Source organism: Nocardia rosealba, from assembly GCF_020216065.1.
GTDB lineage: Bacteria > Actinomycetota > Actinomycetes > Mycobacteriales > Mycobacteriaceae > Nocardia > Nocardia rosealba.
Genome location: NZ_JAIWNA010000001.1, coordinates 194,688 through 212,488, shown reverse-complemented (window position 1 = coordinate 212,488; position 17,801 = coordinate 194,688). Strand labels below are relative to the sequence as shown.

General features: G+C 66.1%; 20 protein-coding genes. 12 read left to right on the top strand and 8 right to left on the bottom strand.

Annotated elements, in window-relative coordinates:
* Positions 1-27: 27 nt before the first annotated feature.
* The 5 genes from urtB to LDL21_RS00945 are packed head-to-tail and all read left to right on the top strand — an operon-like array spanning position 28 to position 4,228.
* A complete protein-coding gene (gene urtB, locus LDL21_RS00965) occupies positions 28-912 on the top strand; it encodes an urea ABC transporter permease subunit UrtB (protein WP_067484718.1) in 885 nt (294 codons plus the stop codon).
* Positions 909-2,021 (top strand): urea ABC transporter permease subunit UrtC, encoded by a 1,113-nt coding sequence (gene urtC, locus LDL21_RS00960; RefSeq protein ID WP_225278436.1) that lies wholly within the window; start codon positions 909-911, stop codon positions 2,019-2,021. The genes urtB and urtC overlap by 4 nt, the downstream gene beginning before the upstream one ends.
* Positions 2,018-2,824 carry an urea ABC transporter ATP-binding protein UrtD gene (gene urtD / locus LDL21_RS00955; RefSeq protein WP_067484707.1) on the top strand — a complete coding sequence of 269 codons (807 nt, stop codon included), beginning with the start codon at positions 2,018-2,020 and terminating at the stop codon, positions 2,822-2,824. Before urtC ends, urtD begins: the two co-directional genes overlap by 4 nt.
* The gene (gene urtE / locus LDL21_RS00950; protein ID WP_225278435.1) at positions 2,817-3,509 is read left to right on the top strand and encodes an urea ABC transporter ATP-binding subunit UrtE; all 693 of its coding nucleotides are present in this window, start codon (positions 2,817-2,819) and stop codon (positions 3,507-3,509) included. Before urtD ends, urtE begins: the two co-directional genes overlap by 8 nt.
* Positions 3,510-3,523: 14 nt before the next feature.
* Positions 3,524-4,228 carry a GntR family transcriptional regulator gene (locus LDL21_RS00945; RefSeq protein WP_225278434.1) on the top strand — a complete coding sequence of 235 codons (705 nt, stop codon included), beginning with the start codon at positions 3,524-3,526 and terminating at the stop codon, positions 4,226-4,228.
* An 80-nt stretch (positions 4,229-4,308) separates the two neighbouring features.
* On the opposite strand, the gene LDL21_RS00940 is transcribed toward LDL21_RS00945, so the two are convergent.
* The gene (locus LDL21_RS00940) at positions 4,309-5,190 is read right to left on the bottom strand and encodes an NERD domain-containing protein (RefSeq protein ID WP_225278433.1); all 882 of its coding nucleotides are present in this window, start codon (positions 5,188-5,190) and stop codon (positions 4,309-4,311) included.
* A 186-nt stretch (positions 5,191-5,376) separates the two neighbouring features.
* Here LDL21_RS00940 and LDL21_RS00935 point away from each other — a divergent pair, with 186 nt between their 5' ends.
* Both LDL21_RS00935 and LDL21_RS00930 read left to right on the top strand, forming a co-directional pair.
* On the top strand, positions 5,377-5,928 hold the full coding sequence (locus tag LDL21_RS00935) for a carboxymuconolactone decarboxylase family protein (protein ID WP_225278432.1): 552 nt from the start codon (positions 5,377-5,379) through the stop codon (positions 5,926-5,928).
* Positions 5,929-6,010: 82 nt separating this feature from the next.
* Entirely contained in the window at positions 6,011-6,388 is a 378-nt protein-coding gene (locus LDL21_RS00930) for a VOC family protein (protein ID WP_225278431.1), read from the top strand.
* Here the strand turns inward: LDL21_RS00930 and LDL21_RS00925 are convergent, their stop codons facing one another.
* Entirely contained in the window at positions 6,389-6,781 is a 393-nt protein-coding gene (locus tag LDL21_RS00925) for a DoxX family protein (protein WP_372462119.1), read from the bottom strand.
* Between the two features lie 161 nt (positions 6,782-6,942).
* Positions 6,943-7,776: an NmrA family NAD(P)-binding protein gene (locus tag LDL21_RS00920; protein WP_225279188.1), complete on the bottom strand. Its 834-nt coding sequence runs from the start codon at positions 7,774-7,776 to the stop codon at positions 6,943-6,945.
* A 91-nt stretch (positions 7,777-7,867) separates the two neighbouring features.
* Here LDL21_RS00920 and LDL21_RS00915 point away from each other — a divergent pair, with 91 nt between their 5' ends.
* Positions 7,868-8,257: a winged helix-turn-helix transcriptional regulator gene (locus LDL21_RS00915; RefSeq protein ID WP_225278429.1), complete on the top strand. Its 390-nt coding sequence runs from the start codon at positions 7,868-7,870 to the stop codon at positions 8,255-8,257.
* Here LDL21_RS00915 and LDL21_RS00910 read toward each other — a convergent pair.
* The 3 genes from LDL21_RS00910 to lpdA form a co-directional block, all read right to left on the bottom strand.
* Complete coding sequence (locus LDL21_RS00910) at positions 8,254-8,952, bottom strand: polysaccharide deacetylase family protein (protein ID WP_225278428.1); 699 nt, start codon at positions 8,950-8,952, stop codon at positions 8,254-8,256. The genes LDL21_RS00915 and LDL21_RS00910 overlap by 4 nt on opposite strands.
* Before the next feature lie 151 nt (positions 8,953-9,103).
* The gene (locus LDL21_RS00905; protein WP_225278427.1) at positions 9,104-9,418 is read right to left on the bottom strand and encodes a L,D-transpeptidase; all 315 of its coding nucleotides are present in this window, start codon (positions 9,416-9,418) and stop codon (positions 9,104-9,106) included.
* A gap of 430 nt (positions 9,419-9,848) precedes the next feature.
* Positions 9,849-11,252, bottom strand: a complete 1,404-nt coding sequence (gene lpdA, locus LDL21_RS00900) for a dihydrolipoyl dehydrogenase (RefSeq protein ID WP_225278426.1) — start codon at positions 11,250-11,252, stop codon at positions 9,849-9,851.
* A gap of 109 nt (positions 11,253-11,361) precedes the next feature.
* Between lpdA and LDL21_RS00895 the strand changes: the two genes are divergently transcribed.
* On the top strand, positions 11,362-12,387 hold the full coding sequence (locus LDL21_RS00895) for an AraC family transcriptional regulator (protein ID WP_225278425.1): 1,026 nt from the start codon (positions 11,362-11,364) through the stop codon (positions 12,385-12,387).
* Here LDL21_RS00895 and LDL21_RS00890 read toward each other — a convergent pair.
* On the bottom strand, positions 12,292-13,281 hold the full coding sequence (locus LDL21_RS00890) for a LysR family transcriptional regulator (protein WP_225278424.1): 990 nt from the start codon (positions 13,279-13,281) through the stop codon (positions 12,292-12,294). The two genes, LDL21_RS00895 and LDL21_RS00890, sit on opposite strands and share 96 nt — an antisense overlap.
* A gap of 123 nt (positions 13,282-13,404) precedes the next feature.
* Between LDL21_RS00890 and LDL21_RS00885 the strand changes: the two genes are divergently transcribed.
* Both LDL21_RS00885 and LDL21_RS00880 read left to right on the top strand, forming a co-directional pair.
* A complete protein-coding gene (locus LDL21_RS00885) occupies positions 13,405-15,165 on the top strand; it encodes an adenine deaminase C-terminal domain-containing protein (RefSeq protein ID WP_225278423.1) in 1,761 nt (586 codons plus the stop codon).
* Between the two features lie 33 nt (positions 15,166-15,198).
* Entirely contained in the window at positions 15,199-15,897 is a 699-nt protein-coding gene (locus LDL21_RS00880; protein WP_225278422.1) for a YczE/YyaS/YitT family protein, read from the top strand.
* 34 nt (positions 15,898-15,931) lie between these two features.
* Here LDL21_RS00880 and LDL21_RS00875 read toward each other — a convergent pair whose 3' ends face one another.
* Positions 15,932-16,519 (bottom strand): dihydrofolate reductase family protein, encoded by a 588-nt coding sequence (locus tag LDL21_RS00875; protein ID WP_225278421.1) that lies wholly within the window; start codon positions 16,517-16,519, stop codon positions 15,932-15,934.
* 236 nt (positions 16,520-16,755) lie between these two features.
* Between LDL21_RS00875 and LDL21_RS00870 the strand changes: the two genes are divergently transcribed.
* Positions 16,756-17,766 (top strand): NADP-dependent oxidoreductase, encoded by a 1,011-nt coding sequence (locus LDL21_RS00870; RefSeq protein ID WP_225278420.1) that lies wholly within the window; start codon positions 16,756-16,758, stop codon positions 17,764-17,766.
* Positions 17,767-17,801: the final 35 nt, after the last annotated feature.

Genomic DNA, 17,801 nt, shown 5'->3' with positions numbered 1-17,801 from the left:
ACACCGTTTCTCTAGGAGTCCACCACAATGGACGTGCTGATCGGCCAGCTCTTCACAGGGTTGAGCCTGGGATCCATTCTTCTGCTCGCCGCGCTCGGTTTGTCGCTGACCTTCGGTCAGATGGGCGTCATCAACATGGCGCACGGCGAGTTCATCATGGCCGGTTGCTACACCACTTATGTTGTGCAGCAGGTCTTCTCCTCGGCCGGTGTCTCGCTGGCCGTCTCGCTGCTCGCCGGTTTCCTGATCGGTGGCCTGCTCGGTGCCGTCCTGGAAATGGGGCTCATCCGCTACATGTACGACCGGCCGCTCGACACCCTGCTCGTCACCTTCGGTGTCGGCCTGGTGCTGCAGCAGGCCGCGCGTGACATCTTCGGCGCGCCCGCCAAGAACGTGCTGGTGCCCGAATGGCTCAGTGGCGGAATCACCATCGCCGGTGCGGTGGTGCCCAAGACGCGCATCTTCATTCTCGTGCTCGCGATCGTCGCGGTGACCGCGCTGGCCGCCGTCCTCAAGACGACCCCGATGGGCCGTCGCATCCGCGCGGTCGTGCAGAACCGTGGTCTCGCCGAAACCAGCGGCATATCGAGCAGATTCACCGATATCAGCACGTTCTTCATCGGTTCGGGCCTGGCGGGGGTGGCCGGTGTCGCGCTCACGCTCATCGGTTCGACCAGCCCGACCATCGGGCAGAGCTATCTGATCGACGCCTTCCTCGTGGTCGTGATCGGTGGGCTCGGCCAGATCAAGGGCACGGTGATCGCGGCGTTCGCGCTCGGTCTGCTCAACTCCTTCATCGAATACTCCACCACCGCGTCGATCGCGAAGGTGATCGTGTTCGTGCTGATCGTCATCTTCCTGCAGGTCCGCCCGCAGGGTCTGTTCACCGTGCGGACGAGGAGCCTGGCATGAACGCACTGACCGAACGCCTTCGCGCCTATCCCCGGCTCACTCCGCTGGCCGGGTTCGCGGTCGCGGCGATAGTCCTGTTCGCCGTCGCCCCGGCGGTGCTGAGCGACTTCCGGCTGAACCTGCTCGCCAAGTTCCTCTGCTTCGCGATCGTGGCGGCGGGCATCGGATTGGCTTGGGGCCGTGGTGGAATGCTCACCCTCGGACAGGGTGTGTTCTTCGGCATCGGCGCCTACATCATGGCCATGCACATGCAGCTCGCCGACGCCGCACGCCTGGGCAACGAGGTGCCCGAGTTCATGGAGATCTCCGGCATCAGCGAACTGCCGGGCTTCTGGCAGCCGTTCGAATCCGCATCGGTCGCGATCCTGGCCATCCTCGTGCTGCCCGCGCTGGTCGCGGCCGTGCTCGGGTACGGCGTGTTCAAGCGGCGGGTGCGCGGTGCGTACTTCGCCATTCTGAGCCAGGCGCTCGCGGCGGCACTGGCGATTCTGCTGACCGGTCAGCAGGCCATCGGTGGCTTCACCGGGCTGTCGGACTTCCGGGCGTTCTTCGGGTTCCGGCTCTCGGACCCGGCCAACCGGCAGATGCTGTTCTTCATCGCGGCGGGCACGCTGCTCGTGGTGGTGGCGCTGATCCGTCAGCTCAACCGCAGCCGCTACGGCGAGCTGCTGATCGCGGTGCGCGATGCCGAGGAGCGGGTGCGTTTTCTCGGGTACGACCCCGCGAATATCAAGATCGTCGCGTACGTGGTCGCGGCGTTCCTCGCCGGTATCGCGGGTGCGCTGTTCACACCGATCGTCGGCATCATCTCGCCCGCCGATATCGGTGTCGTCCCGTCGATCGCGTTCCTGATCGGCGTCGCGATCGGTGGCCGCACCACCCTGCTCGGTCCGGTGCTCGGCGCGATCGGGGTCGCCTGGGCGCAGACCTCGCTGTCGGAGTCGTTCCCGTCGGGCTGGACCTACCTGCAGGGCGTGCTGTTCATCGTGGTCGTCGGGTTCATCCCCGCCGGTCTCGCCGGACTGTGGCCGATGGTCAAGGGATGGCGCGAGAGCCGCAAACCGGAAACACCCGCTGTGGTCACCGAGGAGAAGGTGCTGGCCCGATGACTTCACACGAACCCAAGCCCGGCGGCAATGCGGGCATGAACAGCGACTACCTCGAAATCCGCGGTCTGTCGGTGTCTTTCGACGGATTCAAGGCGGTGACCGATGTCGACCTGACCGTCCTGCAGGGCGACCTGCGGTTCCTCATCGGGCCCAACGGCGCGGGCAAGACCACCCTCATCGACGCGATTACCGGCCTGGTCCCGGCGACCGGGTCGGCGCAGAAGTCGGGTATCGAACTGCTCGGCAAGAAGGTGCACCAGATCGCCCGGCTCGGCGTCGGGCGCACCTTCCAGACGGCGAGTGTGTTCGAGCAGCTCACGGTGCTGCAGAACCTCGACATCGCGGCGGGCGCGGGCCGCTCGGCACTGTCGCTGCTGCGTGCGCGCAAATCCGTGCTGCCCGCCATCGAAGAGGCCTTGGAGACAACAGGTCTCACCGCGCTGCGCGACAAACCCGCCGGAGTGCTCGCACACGGCCAGAAGCAATGGCTCGAGATCGGCATGCTGCTCGTGCAGAACGCCTCGGTGCTGCTGCTCGACGAACCCGTCGCGGGCATGAGCGCCGAGGAACGCGAGGAGACCGGAAACCTGTTGCGCCGCATCGGTGGTGACCGCGTGGTCCTGGTCGTGGAGCACGACATGGACTTCATGCGGTCCTTCGCCACCTCGGTGACGGTGCTCGCGGGCGGCAAGGTGCTCAGCGAGGGCAGCGTGGAACAGGTGCAGGCCGACCCGCGCGTGCAGGAGGTCTACCTCGGCACCGCGGCCATGGCAACCACAGACAAGGAAGCCGCCGATGCTTGAACTAGAAGAGGTCCGTTCGGGATACGGGCGCACCGAGGTGGTCCACGGCGTGAGCCTGACCGTCCCCGACGACAGCGTGGTCGCGATCATGGGCCACAACGGCGCGGGCAAGACCACCCTGCTGCGCACCGCCGTCGGGCTGCTGCCGACCAAGTCGGGCACTATCACCTTCGACGGCGAGAAGATCAGCAAGCTCTCGCCGTCACAACGGGTGAAGCGGGGCATCGCCTATGTTCCGCAGGGTCAGCAGAGTTTTCCCCAGCTGTCCACAGCCGAGAACCTGCAGGTGGTGGCCGATGGTCGCAAGCGCGGCAAGGCGCTGATCGACGAGTCGCTCGATCTGTTCCCGGCCCTGCGCGAGCTGCTCACCCGCAAGGCCGGGTTGCTCTCGGGCGGTCAGCGGCAGCAACTCGCCATCGCCCGCGCCCTCATCACCGAACCGAAACTGCTCATCCTCGACGAACCGACCGAGGGCATCCAGCCCTCGGTCGTCGCCGAAATCGAGCGGACCATCATCGAATTGACGCAGCGCGGCGGGTTGAGCGTGCTGCTGGTGGAGCAACACATCGGTTTCGCGTTGCAGGCCGCCCAGCGGTACTACGTGCTGCACTCGGGGCACGTCGGTTCCACCGGACCGGGCGGGGCGGGCGCGGAATCGGCTGTGCGCGCGGCGATGGCGATCTGAACGCAGGCCGCGTCATGGGCAGGGGTGGGCGGGTTTCGCTGGCCGACCGCGTGTACGAATCGCTGCGTGACGATCTGGCGACCGGTCGGCTCGCACCGGCCGAGCGGTTGCGCGCCGAACGGCTGGCCCGGCGCTACGGCGTCTCGCGCACTCCGGTGCGCGAGGCGCTGGCCCGGTTACAGGCCGACGGCCTGGTGCAGCGTCATCCGGAGGGGCTGTACCTCTACCGGCCACGGCTGGCCGAACTCGACGAGCTTTTCGAGTTACGAATGGTTCTGGAAACACGGGGCTTTCAACGTTCGACGCTCGGTTCGGCTGCGGCCCCGGCCGGACACGATCTGGTCGCCGTCCGCACGGAACTCACGCGCTGGCAAGAATTCAGGGACACGCCGCCGCGCCCGGGCCCCGAGCTGGTCGCGGCCGATGAGCGGTTCCACACCGAACTGCTGCGGGCAGCGGGCAATTCGGCCCTCGCCGAAGCTCTGAGTGCCGTCTACATCCGGGTCCGCCCGGTGCGCACGATGGATGTGCCGACCACCGACCGGGTAGCGGCGATGACCACCGAACACATCGCCATCGCCGAGCACGTGCTGGCCGGACGCCGCGAGCGCGCCCTGCACACCCTCGTCACCCACATCACCACGTCCTGCGTGCATGTGCGGGCTCGGGCCGAGCAAGCTATCGCCTTCACGAAACTAGGTGGGACTGTGCGTGATTGACAGTTCCGTCGCGGTGTCGGTGCCCAGTCGGGCACGGCCCGACCCACGTGCCGCGATTGTGCGGCGGTGTCGGACGGGAGTCAGCAGTCGGTCTGGAACGGCCAGCAGTGGGCGGGACGGTGGGTGACGGTGACCGGGGCCGGGGTGGTCGACTCGGTGATGTCGGAGACCGTTCGCGGGGACGGTGAGTCGGTGAGCAGGGCGAGGATCACCATCACCAGCACGATCAGCATGCCGAGCACAGCCAGGCCGAACACCACCAGACCTGCCAGTTTGCCCTCCTTTGCCGGTTCGGTGGGCGGGGCGGGCGGTTCGACACGGCGGGGTCGTGGGGCGGTCGGTGCCGGGTCGGGGCGTTTGGCCGGGAATCCGTCGTCGGTGAGCTCGGTACGGGTGGGGGCGAGGTCGGCCAGGCCGAGCGCGGCGCAGGTGTTGAGCACCCTCTCGACGGTCCATTCGCGCGGGCCGGCCGAGAAGTTCTCCAGGTAGACGCGTAATTCGTGCGCGTCGACAGTATTGGCGACCAGCACGTCGAGGCCCGGACGTAAGGCGGTGCGCGCCGGTCGCACCACCACACCCCGGTACGGCACGAGCACCACCGCCCCGCACACATGCCTGCTCTCCTGCAGCGCGTGTTCCAGCGCCACCCGCACCGCGTGCACACCGTGTTCGAGCCGGTCGGTCAGCCCGCTCGACGGTCCGGCGTCCAACTCCAGCGGACTGTCGCTGATCGTCCACGCCCCCGTGCTCGACATGGCAAGCAACCCGCTCTGCCGTCGCCGGAATCCCAACACGTCGATCACCGTGATCCCCCGCGGCGTCACCACCACCGCGTCGAGGCGCCGATCCCCCACCTGTGGGTCGATCAGGGCGAGCCCAGGGCTCGGATAGGCGCTCAGGCATTCGACGAACTCCCGCTCGGCGCCGGTGAGTTCCGCGCCCGGCCTGATCCGAACCAGCATTGCGATGTTCCCCTACCACTGCTGCGACCTCACCGCCGCTGCGCGCTGCGGTACCCAAATCATGACGCGCAACTGTTCCGAAAACCACTGGAAACCAAAGAAAAACCGACTCGCCACCGTGCGCGCGTACCGCCGAGTACGCTGTCGATTCCGACGGAACCGAGCGATAAGACGAGGTGGACGACGATGGCCGCAACGCCCCTACCACGCATTTCCCCCGGCCGGTTGGGTGAACTCGGACCGATCAACTGGGTTGTCTGGCAGGTACTTTCTCGCGCGGCGGGCACGGCGGACGCCCACCTTTTCAGCACACTCGGTCGCACCCGTGGGCTGTTCCGGGGTTGGCTGCATTTCTCCGGCAAGCTCATGCCGGGTGGGCGATTGCCGCGCGCGGAGGCCGAATTGGTGATTCTGCGGGTGGCGCATCTGCGCGACTGCGGTTACGAGGCCGACCACCATCGCCGACTGGGGCGCAAGGCCGGGCTGACCGCGGTCGAGGTGGATCGGGTGGCGGCGGGGCCGGACGCGGAGGGGTGGACGCCGCGTCAGCGGGCGCTGCTCACCGCGACCGACCGGCTGGTGACCACCCGCGATATCGACGACGCGGCGTGGGCGGAGCTGGCCGCGCACTACGACGAGCGGTTGCTCATCGAGATCGTGCTGCTCGTCAATCAGTACGAGGGCCTCGCGTCGACCATCACCACGCTGCGGATCGAACGCGACACCTTCAAGGTGTGAGCCAGCTCATAGAGCGGTCGGTGGTCATTATTCGCAGACTAAAAGCGTACAAAGTACGGAGTAACGTCATCGAGGAGAGTCCATGCAGATCACCGCTTCCGCCGTCTCGCTCAATGTGGACGACCCGCAGGCGTCGGCCCAGTTCCTCGTCGACCACCTCGGTTTCACCGAGAACATGGCCGCCGACGGGTTCGTCAGCCTCGGCAGGCCCGACGCGGGCATGGACGTCATCTACCTGCGCACCGGCCTGAAGTCGTTCAAGCCGGCGCGGATCGCGGGCAGTGCGGGCGAGGGTGTGCTCGTGGTCTTCGTGGTCGACGACATCGACAGCGAATACGAGCGATTGCGCGACGCGGGCGTCCCGATCGAGACGCCCATCGAAACCGAGGAATGGGGCGAGCGCTACTTCCAGATGACCGACCCCAACGGCGTGGTCATCCAGCTCGTGCAGTGGGTGTGATCAGCGGCGCGCGACCCGCAACGCGGCCACGATCAGCGGAATCTGCAGCGGCAACCGTGCGACCACCCCGGCCTTGAAGGCGGGCGAGGACTTGGGGTTGCCGAGCACGTCGACGGTCATCTGCACATTGGCCGGGAAAACGGCGACGAACAGGCCCGCGGCGAGCCAGCCACCGAAACGCCGGGTCTTCGGCACTGCCAGCGCCGTGGCGACACCCAGCTCGGCGACCCCGGAGCCGTAGGTATAGGCCCGGGGTTCGCCGGGCAACTGCTTGGGAACGATGCCGTCGAACAGCTTCGGCGCGACGAAATGCAGGACACCGACCACGAACAACAAACCACTCAGGTAGGTGTGCGCGCGCCGACGGGGAGTTTCATGAGCCACGCTCCGCACTGTAGCGGTGCGAACCGGGGGCGTCACCGGGCACTTGGGCCGCCCGGGACACCATCACCTTCTAACGGGTGCGCCGCCGGTCCCCGTCGGCACTGAGATTCGCCGTGCGGGGACCGCGCAGGGTCCGGTCGAAGCCGACGGAACCTCGAAGACCCGGGGGCTCAGGCCGACGCGAAGACCGAGGCCGCCGGGGTGGCCGGGCGTCCGAGGAGCTTGGTGAGGTCGCCGGTGCGCACCTCGAGGAAGCCCTGGGCGATGCCCGCGTCCGAGTCGGCGAGGACCGTGGCGAACTGCTCGTCCACGCCCGCGGCGTGCAGGGTGGCCGCGTATTCGCTGGTCGGGAGGTTCTCGTAGCGCACAGTCGCGCCGGTGGCCGCACCGATCGCGGCGGCCAGGTCGGGGCCGGAGAGGGCTTCGTCGCCACCCAGTTCGTAGACGCGGCCCGCGTGCCCGTCTCCGGTGAGGACGCGGGCCGCGGCCTCGGCGTAGTCGGCTCGGGCCGCACCCGAGACGCGACCCTCGTCCATCGCGCCGTGCAGCACGCCGGTCTGTGCGGCGAGGGCCGCGGCCTGGCTGTAGTTCTCCCAGTACCAGCTGTTGCGCAGCAGCACCGTCGGCACCGACGCGCCCGCGAGCACCTCTTCGGTGCCGCGATGTTCGGCGGCCAGGATCATCGGGTTCACCTCGGCCTGCGGAATGCTCGTGTAGGCCAGCAGCTCGACACCCGCGCGTTCGGCCGCTCGAATCACGGTGGTGTGCTGGGCGACTCGCGCGCCGAACTCGTTGCCCGAGATGAGCAGCAACCGGTCGACACCGATCAGCGCGGCATCGAGCGCTGCCGCGTCGTCGTAGGACGCCCGGCGTACTTCGACATCGAGATCGGCCACCTTCGCCGGATCCCGCACGATCGCCACCGGCCGCTCACCGGCCGCCACCAATGCCTCGACGACGAGCCTGCCCAGCTGTCCACTCGCTCCGGCCACCGCAACAGTCATGACTTCCTCCGAACTGATCGACATGCACTAACTATTAGTAAGTACTATGCATTCAGTAGGCGCTGTCGTCAAGGAGGGTAAGATCACCGGTATGAGTGAGCAGCACCTCGACGACGATCAGACGCTGGAAGCCGACGTCTTCGCACGCGACTGCGCGTCCAGGTCGGTGCTGCAGAACGTCGCGAGCCGGTGGGGTGTGCTCGCCCTGGTGGCCCTGCGGGAGGGCCCGTTCCGGTTCAGCGCGCTCCGCAGGCGGGTCGACGGGGTGAGCGAGCGCATGCTGTCGCAGACCCTGCAGGCCCTCGAGCGCGACGGCATGGTGCACCGCGAAGTCCTGGAGGCCATTCCGCCGCGCGTGGAATACACCCTCACCGAGCTGGGCGCACAGGTGGCCGTCCGGCTGCACGCGCTGATCGAGGTCCTCGAGACCAATATCGACACGGTGCAGGCGGCGCGCTCCGGCTACCGCGGCAACGGCTAGTTCTTCGCCAGCATGTCGGAGACGGTGGCGAAGCGGTATCCCTGTGCGCGCAGGCCGGTGACGATGCCTGGCAGCGCGGCCGCCGATTCGGTGCCGTGCATGACGTGCAGCAGCACGATGGAACCGGGGCGGGTCTGTTCGAGGGTGGTGGCGACCACGGTGTCACGGTCGACGCCGCCCGCGGAATCGGGTTCGACATCCCAGGTCACCGTGGTGCGGTCGTGGTCGGCGAGGTATTTCGGCAGGCCGTAGAGCTTCTTGCCGTAGGGCGGGCGGAAGGTGATCGGCCCCTGATAGCCGGTGCGGCGGATCTCGGTGTCGGTGCGTTCGATCTCGTCACGCACGGTGTCGCCCGAAACCAGCACCATGCGGCGGTGCGTGTAGGTGTGGTTGCCGATTTCGTGCCCCGCCGCCGCGATCGCCTGCCCGAATTCGGGATGCGCGGCGAGATCGTCACCGACGAGGTAGAAGGTGGCGGGCACCTGCAATTCGGCCAGGGTGCGCAGGATTTCCGGGGTTCGTTCGGTCGGCCCGTCGTCGAAGGTGAGTGCGACGACTTTGTCCTGGGTTTCGACACGGTTCACGAGTTCGCCGGTGAGCTGGTAGGTGCGCGAATTCATCAGTACATAAAGCCCCGCCACCACCGCGACCACGACCACGACCACCGCGGCCGCACCCGTCAACCATTTGCGCATAGTGGTGTATACCGCAGATATCTCGCGCCGACGACCCGAGGCGAGAACATGGGTAACTCACCGGGGACGGGCGGACGCGACCACATCCAAAAGCTTGCCGCGTCCGCAGTCCCCACGTACCCGAGTCTGGCCTGAAGTCACGGAGAGGCGGCTACGGGATTACCTGGGTGATGTCGCCGGGGTTCAAGTAGTCGAAGAATCGGTGGGCGCCGTCTTCGGTCATGCGAACACAACCGTGTGACTTCGAGGTGACCGGGCCGACGTGGAATGCCATGTCACCGTTGAAGAATGTCGCCCATCGCATCGGTGCGTCGTGCATGGTGCTCCAGTGGAATTCCCGCTTGAAGGAAATGCGGGTCACCGCGGGCGGAGTTTCGAATCCCGCCATTCCGTGCGAGATCGGTGTCGGTCCGAAGACCACCCGTCCGTTGTCGACCAGCCATGCCTCGTTCGTCGACAGCCGCATGCACGCCCTTGCCTCGACCACCGGGCAGGGTGACGCCGTCGGAATCACGGAGGGGACACCCGGAATATCGGGTCCACCAGGGAAAAGAGGTTCCGCCGCTGCGGGAGCCACGGCAACCGATCCAGCCGCCGCGACAAGAGCCGCCACACGTGCCATCCATCCGAGAATGCGCTTGCTCATGGGTTCTCAGTTGCCTCTCAACCGTGCCCGCCACCCGCGAGTCGACCGGGCGAGGGGACCATCTCATGGAACACGAACATGTCGAACACGAGCTTGGAACAACCACCAGAGGTGCTAACGCATCATCGACCACAAAAGTGGATTCACCAAATCAATCTCCGCGATTCGGCCGAAAAGAAATAGAAACCCGGTAGTTCCGGGCATGAGCGAGGGGCGGCCGCTTCGCGAACCGCCCCTCGGGATCTGCTGATCAGAAGTTGATCATGTGGCCGGCGAGGCCGTGGATCGCTTCCTGCAATGCCTCGCTGAGCGTGGGGTGGGTGTGCACGTTGCGAGCCAGCTCGTTGACCGTGAGGTCCCACTTCTGGGCCAGTGTGAGCTCCGGCAGCAGCTCGGACACGTCGGGGCCGATGAGGTGGCCACCGATGAGTTCGCCGTGCGTGTTGTCGGCGATCAGCTTCACGAAGCCGGTCGGGTCGGCCAGGCCGTGGGCCTTGCCGTTGGCGGTGAACGGGAAGGTCGCCACCTTCACGTCGTAGCCTTCGTCGCGGGCCTGCTGCTCGGTGAGGCCGAAGCTGGCGACCTGCGGCTGGCAGAAGGTGGCGCGCGGCATCATCCGGTAGTCGCCGAGCGCCATGGTCTCGGCGCCGCCGATGGTCTCCGCCGCGACCACGCCCTGTGCCTCGGCCACGTGGGCCAGCTGCAGCTTGGCGGTGACGTCACCGATGGCGTAGATGTGCGGCACGTTGGTGCGCATGTAGTCGTCGATCGCGATGGCGCCGCGGTCGGTGAGCTGCACGCCGGTGGTCTCGAGGCCGTAGCCCTCCACACGCGGCGCGAAGCCGACGGCCTGCAGCACCTTGTCGACGGTGACGGTCTCGACGTTGCCGGACTTGTTGTCCTTGATCTGGACGGTGACCTTGGAGCCGTCGTCGTCGATCGACTGCACGGCCGCACCGGTGGTGATGGTGATGCCGAGCTTCTTGTACTGCTTGGTGATCTCCTTGGACACATCGACGTCCTCGTTGGGCAGGGCCCGGTCGAGGAATTCGACGATCCGCACGTCGACGCCGTAGTTCTTCAGGACGTAGGCGAACTCCATGCCGATGGCGCCCGCGCCGACGATGAGGATCGAACCCGGCAGGTCGCGGGTGAGAATCTGCTCCTCGTAGGTGACCACGTTCTCCGACAGCTGGGTGCCGGGCAGCAGCTTGGTCGTGGTGCCGGTGGCGATGATGACGTTGTCGAAGCTGATCGACTCGTTGCCACCCTTGGTGAGGGCGACGTCGAGCGAGTTCGGGCCGGTGAAGGTGCCGAGACCGTCGAACTCGTCGATCTTGTTCTTCTTCATCAGGAAGTGCACGCCCTTGACGCGACCGTCGGCCACCTTGCGGCTGCGGTCGAAGGCGGCGCCGAAGTCGAAGCTGACCTCACCGGAGATGCCGAAGGTCTTGGCTTCCTTGTGGAAAATGTGGGCCAGTTCGGCGTTGCGCAGCAGTGCCTTGGACGGGATGCAGCCCACGTTCAGGCACACGCCACCCCAGTATTTCTGCTCGACAATCGCTGTTCGCAGGCCGAGTTGAGCGGCACGGATCGCGGCGACATATCCGCCGGGACCAGCGCCGAGAACGACGACATCGTAGTGGGAAGTCACGTCACCGAGCCTAACTCTGTTTCGGGGAGTTCACCCACCCGTCCCCCACTTCGGTGAGATGCGCTCGCCCGACCTCGTTCGAGGCGGACCGGACGGTACTGTCGGCGGGATGAGCGGCGCGGGATCAGGGGGCCGAGCGGAAATCGGCAGCCGGGTCGACGGCACCGTTTCGGTCCACCTGGTGCGCCTGCTGGTTCAGTCGGCGCGACGGTTCGGGGTGGCCGAGGAACAGCTGGCGCGCGTACCCGGCACCGACGACGTGGTGCTGCGTGGTGAGCTGAACCGGCTGCCGATGAGTTCGCTGCTTCGGCTGTGGGAGTTGATCGCGCGGCCCGGCGCGGGCGCCGCGGTGGCCGAGGCCGCACCGCTGGGCACCTTGAACACCTGGGACTACCTGGTGACAACCGGCGCGACACTGGCGGATTCGTTGCGCGCCGCCCAGCCGTACCACCGTCTGGTCACCGCCGCTGCCGAAGGTTTCGACCTGTCCGGCGAGGCCGATCTCACCATCGGCTATCGCACGTCGGCCAACGACCCGATGGTCGCGTCGACGGTCAACGAATACGTGCTGGCGTACTACCTGCGCCGCGCCCGCGAGGCGACCGGCCGAGTGCTGGTCCCGGCGAAGGTGACCTTCGGTCATCTCGCACCGGCCGACCACCGCTCCCTGATCGACGTATTCGGCACGGGCAACATCGAATTCGGTGCCGACGCCGACTCGATCACGTTCCGCGCCGACGATGCCAACGCTCCACTCCCCCGCGCCGACCCGATGCTCGCCGACCTGATGCGCAGCCACGCCGACCTCGTCCTCGCGTCCGCACGCACCGTCGCCGACCCCCTCGACGCGTTCCGCATCGCCCTCGCGTCCGCCCTCGACGCCGCCGACCCCACCCTCGCCCGCGTCGCGAAGGCCCTGGCCATGAGCGAACGCTCCCTGCAACGCCACCTCGCCGACCATGGCACCACTTGGCGCGAGGAACTGGACCGCCTCCGCTACGAGCGCGCGAAAACCCTGCTCTCCCAGGGCCTCACCACCTCAACCATCGCCCGCCACTTGGCCTTCACCGACGACCGCGCCCTCCGCAAGGCCTTCCACCGCTGGACCGGAACCCCGCCCACCCTCGCGCGCTGACGCCCCTGGCCGCAAGGTCTTCCCGATCTCGTCGGCGAGCAGAAAGCCGGCCAGGCCGTGCGCGTGTTTCTCCCGGCGCACGAGGGAGATGATGTTGAGGCTGAACGCGTCTCGAACCTGACGAAAGAGCAGCCGGCCGTCGCGGAGTTCCTCGGCGATGTCGAATTCACTCAGGAAGGCGATGGCGTCTCCGGACATGGCGAGCCGCTTCATCGTTTCGATGGAATTGGTGTGGAAGGCCGGCTGGATATCGAGTCCCGCGTTGGTGAAAGCTTCGGCGACGATGCCGTGGATCACCATGGACCGGTCGGCGAAGATCAACGGAAACGGCGTGCACTGGGCGAGCGGAACGGTGTCCATCGGTGCGAGCGGATGATGCGGTGAGACGACAACTCCCAGCCGGGTGTTCATCTGCCAGCAGACTTCCAGCTGGGCCGAGGCCGGGATATTGAAGCCGAGGCCGAGGTCGGCCTCGCTGTTCTCGATGGCCCCGACGATGTCGAGGGTCGACATGGTGCGGATCGAGATCCGGATCTGCGGATGACGAGCCCGGAAGCTGGCAGCGGCGGTGGCGACGACACTGCTGGCCAGGCCGGTCATGGTGGCGATGACCACCTCGCCGCTGCCGAGGGCGCGCAGGTCCCGGATATCGGTGACCGTTTCCCGGTATTGGCGCAGCGTCTGCCTGATATGGGCGACCAGCGCCTCGCCGGCCGGGGTGAGCCGCATACCGCGAGGCAACCGTTCGAACAGCGGCTGTTCCAGCTCCGCCTCGAGCAGCAGGATCTGCCGGTTGATCGCCGAGGGCGCGACGTGCAGCCGGGCGCCTGCCGCACGAATCGACCCGAGCCGAGCCACCTCGTCGATGTAGTGCAGCAATCGTGAATGGAGCATCACGCACCTCCTCGGCGGAGTGTACGAGAATTGAGTACACCTCGTGCGAAAACGAATGCTTGTGGGCAACAGTGCCGGTCGCGTCCAATCAATACAGGCACACATATCGAGATGAGGACGCTGATGCCCCAATCGAATTCGACAACCGACTCCTTCGCCGGATCCGCCGCGGTCGCCGATCAGGAAAACCATGTCCGGGCCATTTTCGACATCCTGGAGGGCAGGCGGGAAGCCGACCTGCTGCTCCACAATCTGTACATACTCGACGTACACAGCGAAACCGTTTATCCCGGTTCCCTTCTGGTGCACGGCGAACGCATCATCGCGCTGAATCCCGACGACACCATTCGGTACCGCGAATCCTTCGACGGTGGTGGGCTTTACGCGATACCCGGCCTGATCGATGTGCATCTGCACTTCGAATCCCAGCTCGCACATCCGGCGGCGTTCGGCGAGGCGATCGTGCCGAGCGGAACCACGACGGTGTTCGGGGAGACGCTCGACTTCGCCAGTGCGGCGGGCAAGGAGGCCGTCGACGCGGTGCGGGCGCTGTTCGCCGACTACGACAAGCTGCCGTACCGGCTCTACGCGTTCGCACCGGGGAAGAAGTCCCCGGCGGAAGTCACCGAGGCGATGCTGGAGATGGATCCGGTCATCGGCCTGGGTGAACTCGCCCACCTGTCGTATATGACCGGCAATGCCGAGGACTTCCGCAAGTCCGCGCTCGGCCGGGCGAACGCGGGATTCGTGAACTGCCACTGGGGCGTGACGGCACTGTCGGACACCCTGCTGAATTACATGCCCGCGATCGGCGTCGACAACAACCACGATGTGTGGAACGAAGACGATATCGAGAAGAGCATCCGCTACGGCCTGAACACCCAGATCAAATTCGGGGTCGGCAGTCCGGAGGTGATTCGAACGATGTTGCGCGCCATCGTCAAACGTCGCTGGCCCGCCGAGAATTTCCAGCTCTGCGCCGACAATATCTCGGTGGACCGGGTGTTGCGGCAGGGCCATATCGACTGGGTGATCTCGCTGGCCGTCGAGATGGGGATGCCACCGATTCAGGCGATCAAGATGGGCACCCTGTACGCCGCGCGTTCCTTCCACAAGGATCGTGATCTCGGTTCGCTGAGTCCGGGACGGTTCGCCGACATCGTGCTCACCGACAGCCTTTCGCGCATCAATCCGCGCTATGTCTTCAAGGGCGGCAGGTTGATGGCGAAGGACCGCAGGCTGCTCGAGCCGGTCCGCATCGACTATTCGGTGCTCGCCAAGCAGCCGCGCCCCGGTCTCGACGACCTGCGTCCCGAGCAGCTCGACCTCACACCGCTCGAGGTCTCCGACGACGGCACGCGGGCGAAAGTCCTGCTCTTCGACGTCTACGGGCGCGGGCACCTCAAGTTCGCCCAGGAAGTCTGGGTTCCTGTGCGCGACGGTTCGATCGTGCCCGAGCACGAGGGTGTGCGGCTCAACCGGATCTCGCTCGTGCAGCGCTACGCCGACGGGGAACGGCACATCGTGAACGGATTGTTCAAAGGCGTCTCGATCGATGGCGGCGCGGTCGCTACGTTCTGGCCCGCACCGAAGGCCTATTTCGTAGTCGTCGGTGCCGACAGCGCCGAGATGTGCGGCAGCCTCCAGCACCTGGACGGTCTCGTCGGTGGCTGCGTCGTCACCGAGGGCGGTGCGGTGAAAGCCGTTCTGCCGCTCGACTTCTACGGCGTGATGGCCGATATGGATCTCGCCGAACTCGTCGAAGCCACCCGCGCGATCGACAACGCCCTCGCCGTTCTCGGCAACAAGAACGAAGGTGAACCGGTGGTCAACAAACTGCTGACGCTGTTCATTTCGCTCGACCGCTTCGGCTTCATGAAATAGCCTCGGCTACCGCAGAGCAAGGGATCCACCGTTATGCAACACGACAAAGACGCGGCAGTCATCGACAACGGGAACAAGGTGCGCCGCTGGATCACCTACGTGGCCGGGATATACATCCTCACCCTCGGACTCAGCCTGGCCATCAGGGCGGCGATCGGCATTTCCCCGCAGAGCAGCCTCACCCGCACGATGACGCTGGTCTTCACGCCGTTGAGTCAGGGCAACTACAACCTCATCCTCGAAGTCATCATGCTCGTGCTGACCTTCCTGGTGCGCCCGAAGGCTTTCAAGGCGAGCTATCTGCTCTCGATGATCCCGGCGCTGGTCCTGGCCCTGCTCCTCGATCTCAACCTGTGGCTCACCGAATGGATCCACCTCGAGCCGTACACGGCCAACCTGGTCCTGCTGGTCTTCGCCGATGCGATGTTGGCGCTCGGCCTGTTCCTGATGATCCGCGCGAATCTGATCCTGATGCCGATCGATCTGTTCGTGAACACCATCCAGCAGATGACCGGCCGGAAATGGGGCAATATCAAGACGGTCTTCGACTGCACCCTGCTCGCCCTGTCGGCGGGCATCGGCCTGGTGTTCCTCGGCGCTCCGCATTTCATTCGCGAAGGGACGATTATCAACGCCGTTCTCGTCGGACAGTATGTGAAGGGATACTTCTACCTGTACGAGAAATTCGCGGCACGAAAGCGCACTGCCGAATTCGTGCCCGTCGCCGACTGATTCCGATCGCCCGGTCCTGCCAGGACCGGGCGTTTCAGCGTCGCACCCTGTAGGTCAGGTGGGTGGCGCGGCGACCCGGAACGACGATCGGATCGTCCAGCAGCAGATGGCCTTTCGCCAATTTTCCGAAGTAGGAGACGCCTTCACCGAACAGTACCGGGACAAGGCTGACGCAGATCTCGTCGACCAGGCCGAGGTCGAGGGCCTGCTGGATGATTTTCGAGCTGGCGATGGTGACGTTCTTGTCTCCTGCGATCCTTTTGGCCTCGGTGACGGCGGAGGCCACGTCGCCGACGAATGTGGTGTTCGGCCAACGTTGTGCGGCGTCGTCGGGGGCGTGATGGGTGACGACGACAACGGGGGCGCCCACCGGGTGCTTGTCGCCCCAACCGTTGGTCATGTCGAACAGATGACGGCCCGCGATGAGCGCGCCCGTGTTGTCGATCCACTCGCGCAGCACCTGTGCGCCCGCCTCGTCGACCTGCAGCGACCGCTCGCTGCTCGCGCTCGACACGGTCACCTCGCCGCCCTCGTACCACTCGAACAGTTCGCCGATCCCGTCGTCGGGTTCCGCGACGAATCCGTCCAGCGACATCGTCATATGCGTGAATACTTTGCCCATCTTCGCGCCTCCTCCGAAACGGTTGTCATCGATATAGACGCGCCCCGCGTATGGAAATCATCGGTGCGAAATCCTCTCGCTCCCCAGGTCCGACGACTCACGGCACGCTGCCCGTTCGCTCTGGCGCGTCAGGACCGGGTGGTGGCGTGTGCGGACCTGGGAACGACGATCGGACCGCCATAACGTGGTCTGCACCGGTCAGAAAACACCGGCTGACCTCGAAAGAAGGCAAGATTATGACCATTCCGACGCATACCCGCGAAATCCACCTCGCCGCCCGCCCGAACGGTGCCCCGGTCGCCACCGATTTCGCTCTCGTGGAGCGGGAGCTGCCCGAACTCGCCGACGGTCAGATCCTGGTGCGCAACACCTGGATGTCGGTCGACCCGTACATGCGCGGCCGGATGGACGACAAGCCGTCCTACATCGCGCCGTTCGAAATCGGTGCGGCACTGGAAGGTTCGGCGATCGGTGAGGTGATCGCTTCGACATCTCCGGATATCGCGGTCGGCACCACGGTCACGCACTTCGCCGGATGGCGCGAACACTCCCTCATCGATGCGCTATCGGCCACCCCTATCGACCCCGAACTCGCTGCCCCACAGCACTTCCTGGGTGCTCTCGGCACCACCGGCCTCACTGCTTACGCCGCCCTGACCGAGGTGGCGAAGGTGGAGCCGGGCGACACGGTGTTCATCTCGGCGGCCGCGGGCGCGGTCGGCAGTGTGGCGGGCCAGATCGCCAAGGCCCTCGGTGCGAAACGAGTGATCGGTTCCGCGGGTGGCCCGGTCAAGACGCGAAAGGTGCTCGAGGAGTTCGGTTTCGACGCGGCGATCGACTACCGCGCCGGTGACCTCGCCGGACAGCTCACCGAAGCCGCACCGGACGGCATCGACGTGTACCTCGACAGCGTGGGTGGTGAACACCTGAAGGTCGCGATCGAGGTGCTCAACCAGCACGGCCGCATCGCCCTGGTCGGCGCCATCAGCGGCTACAACGGCGCGACCGACCGAGCGACCCCCGACCTCTACCTCGCCGCGACCAAGGAAATCTCCCTGCGCGGCATGCTGGTGACCAGCTACCTCCCACTCTTCGCCGAGTACATCCCGAAGGCCGCCGCCTGGCTCGCCGACGGCACCCTCCACACCGCCGAAACCACCTACGAGGGCCTCGACCAAGCCCCCGCCGCCCTCCTCGGCGTCCTCACCGGCGCCAACACCGGCAAAATGCTCGTCCAGCTCGCCTGAAGACCAAGATCACCACGCTCGGGTGCAGTACTCGG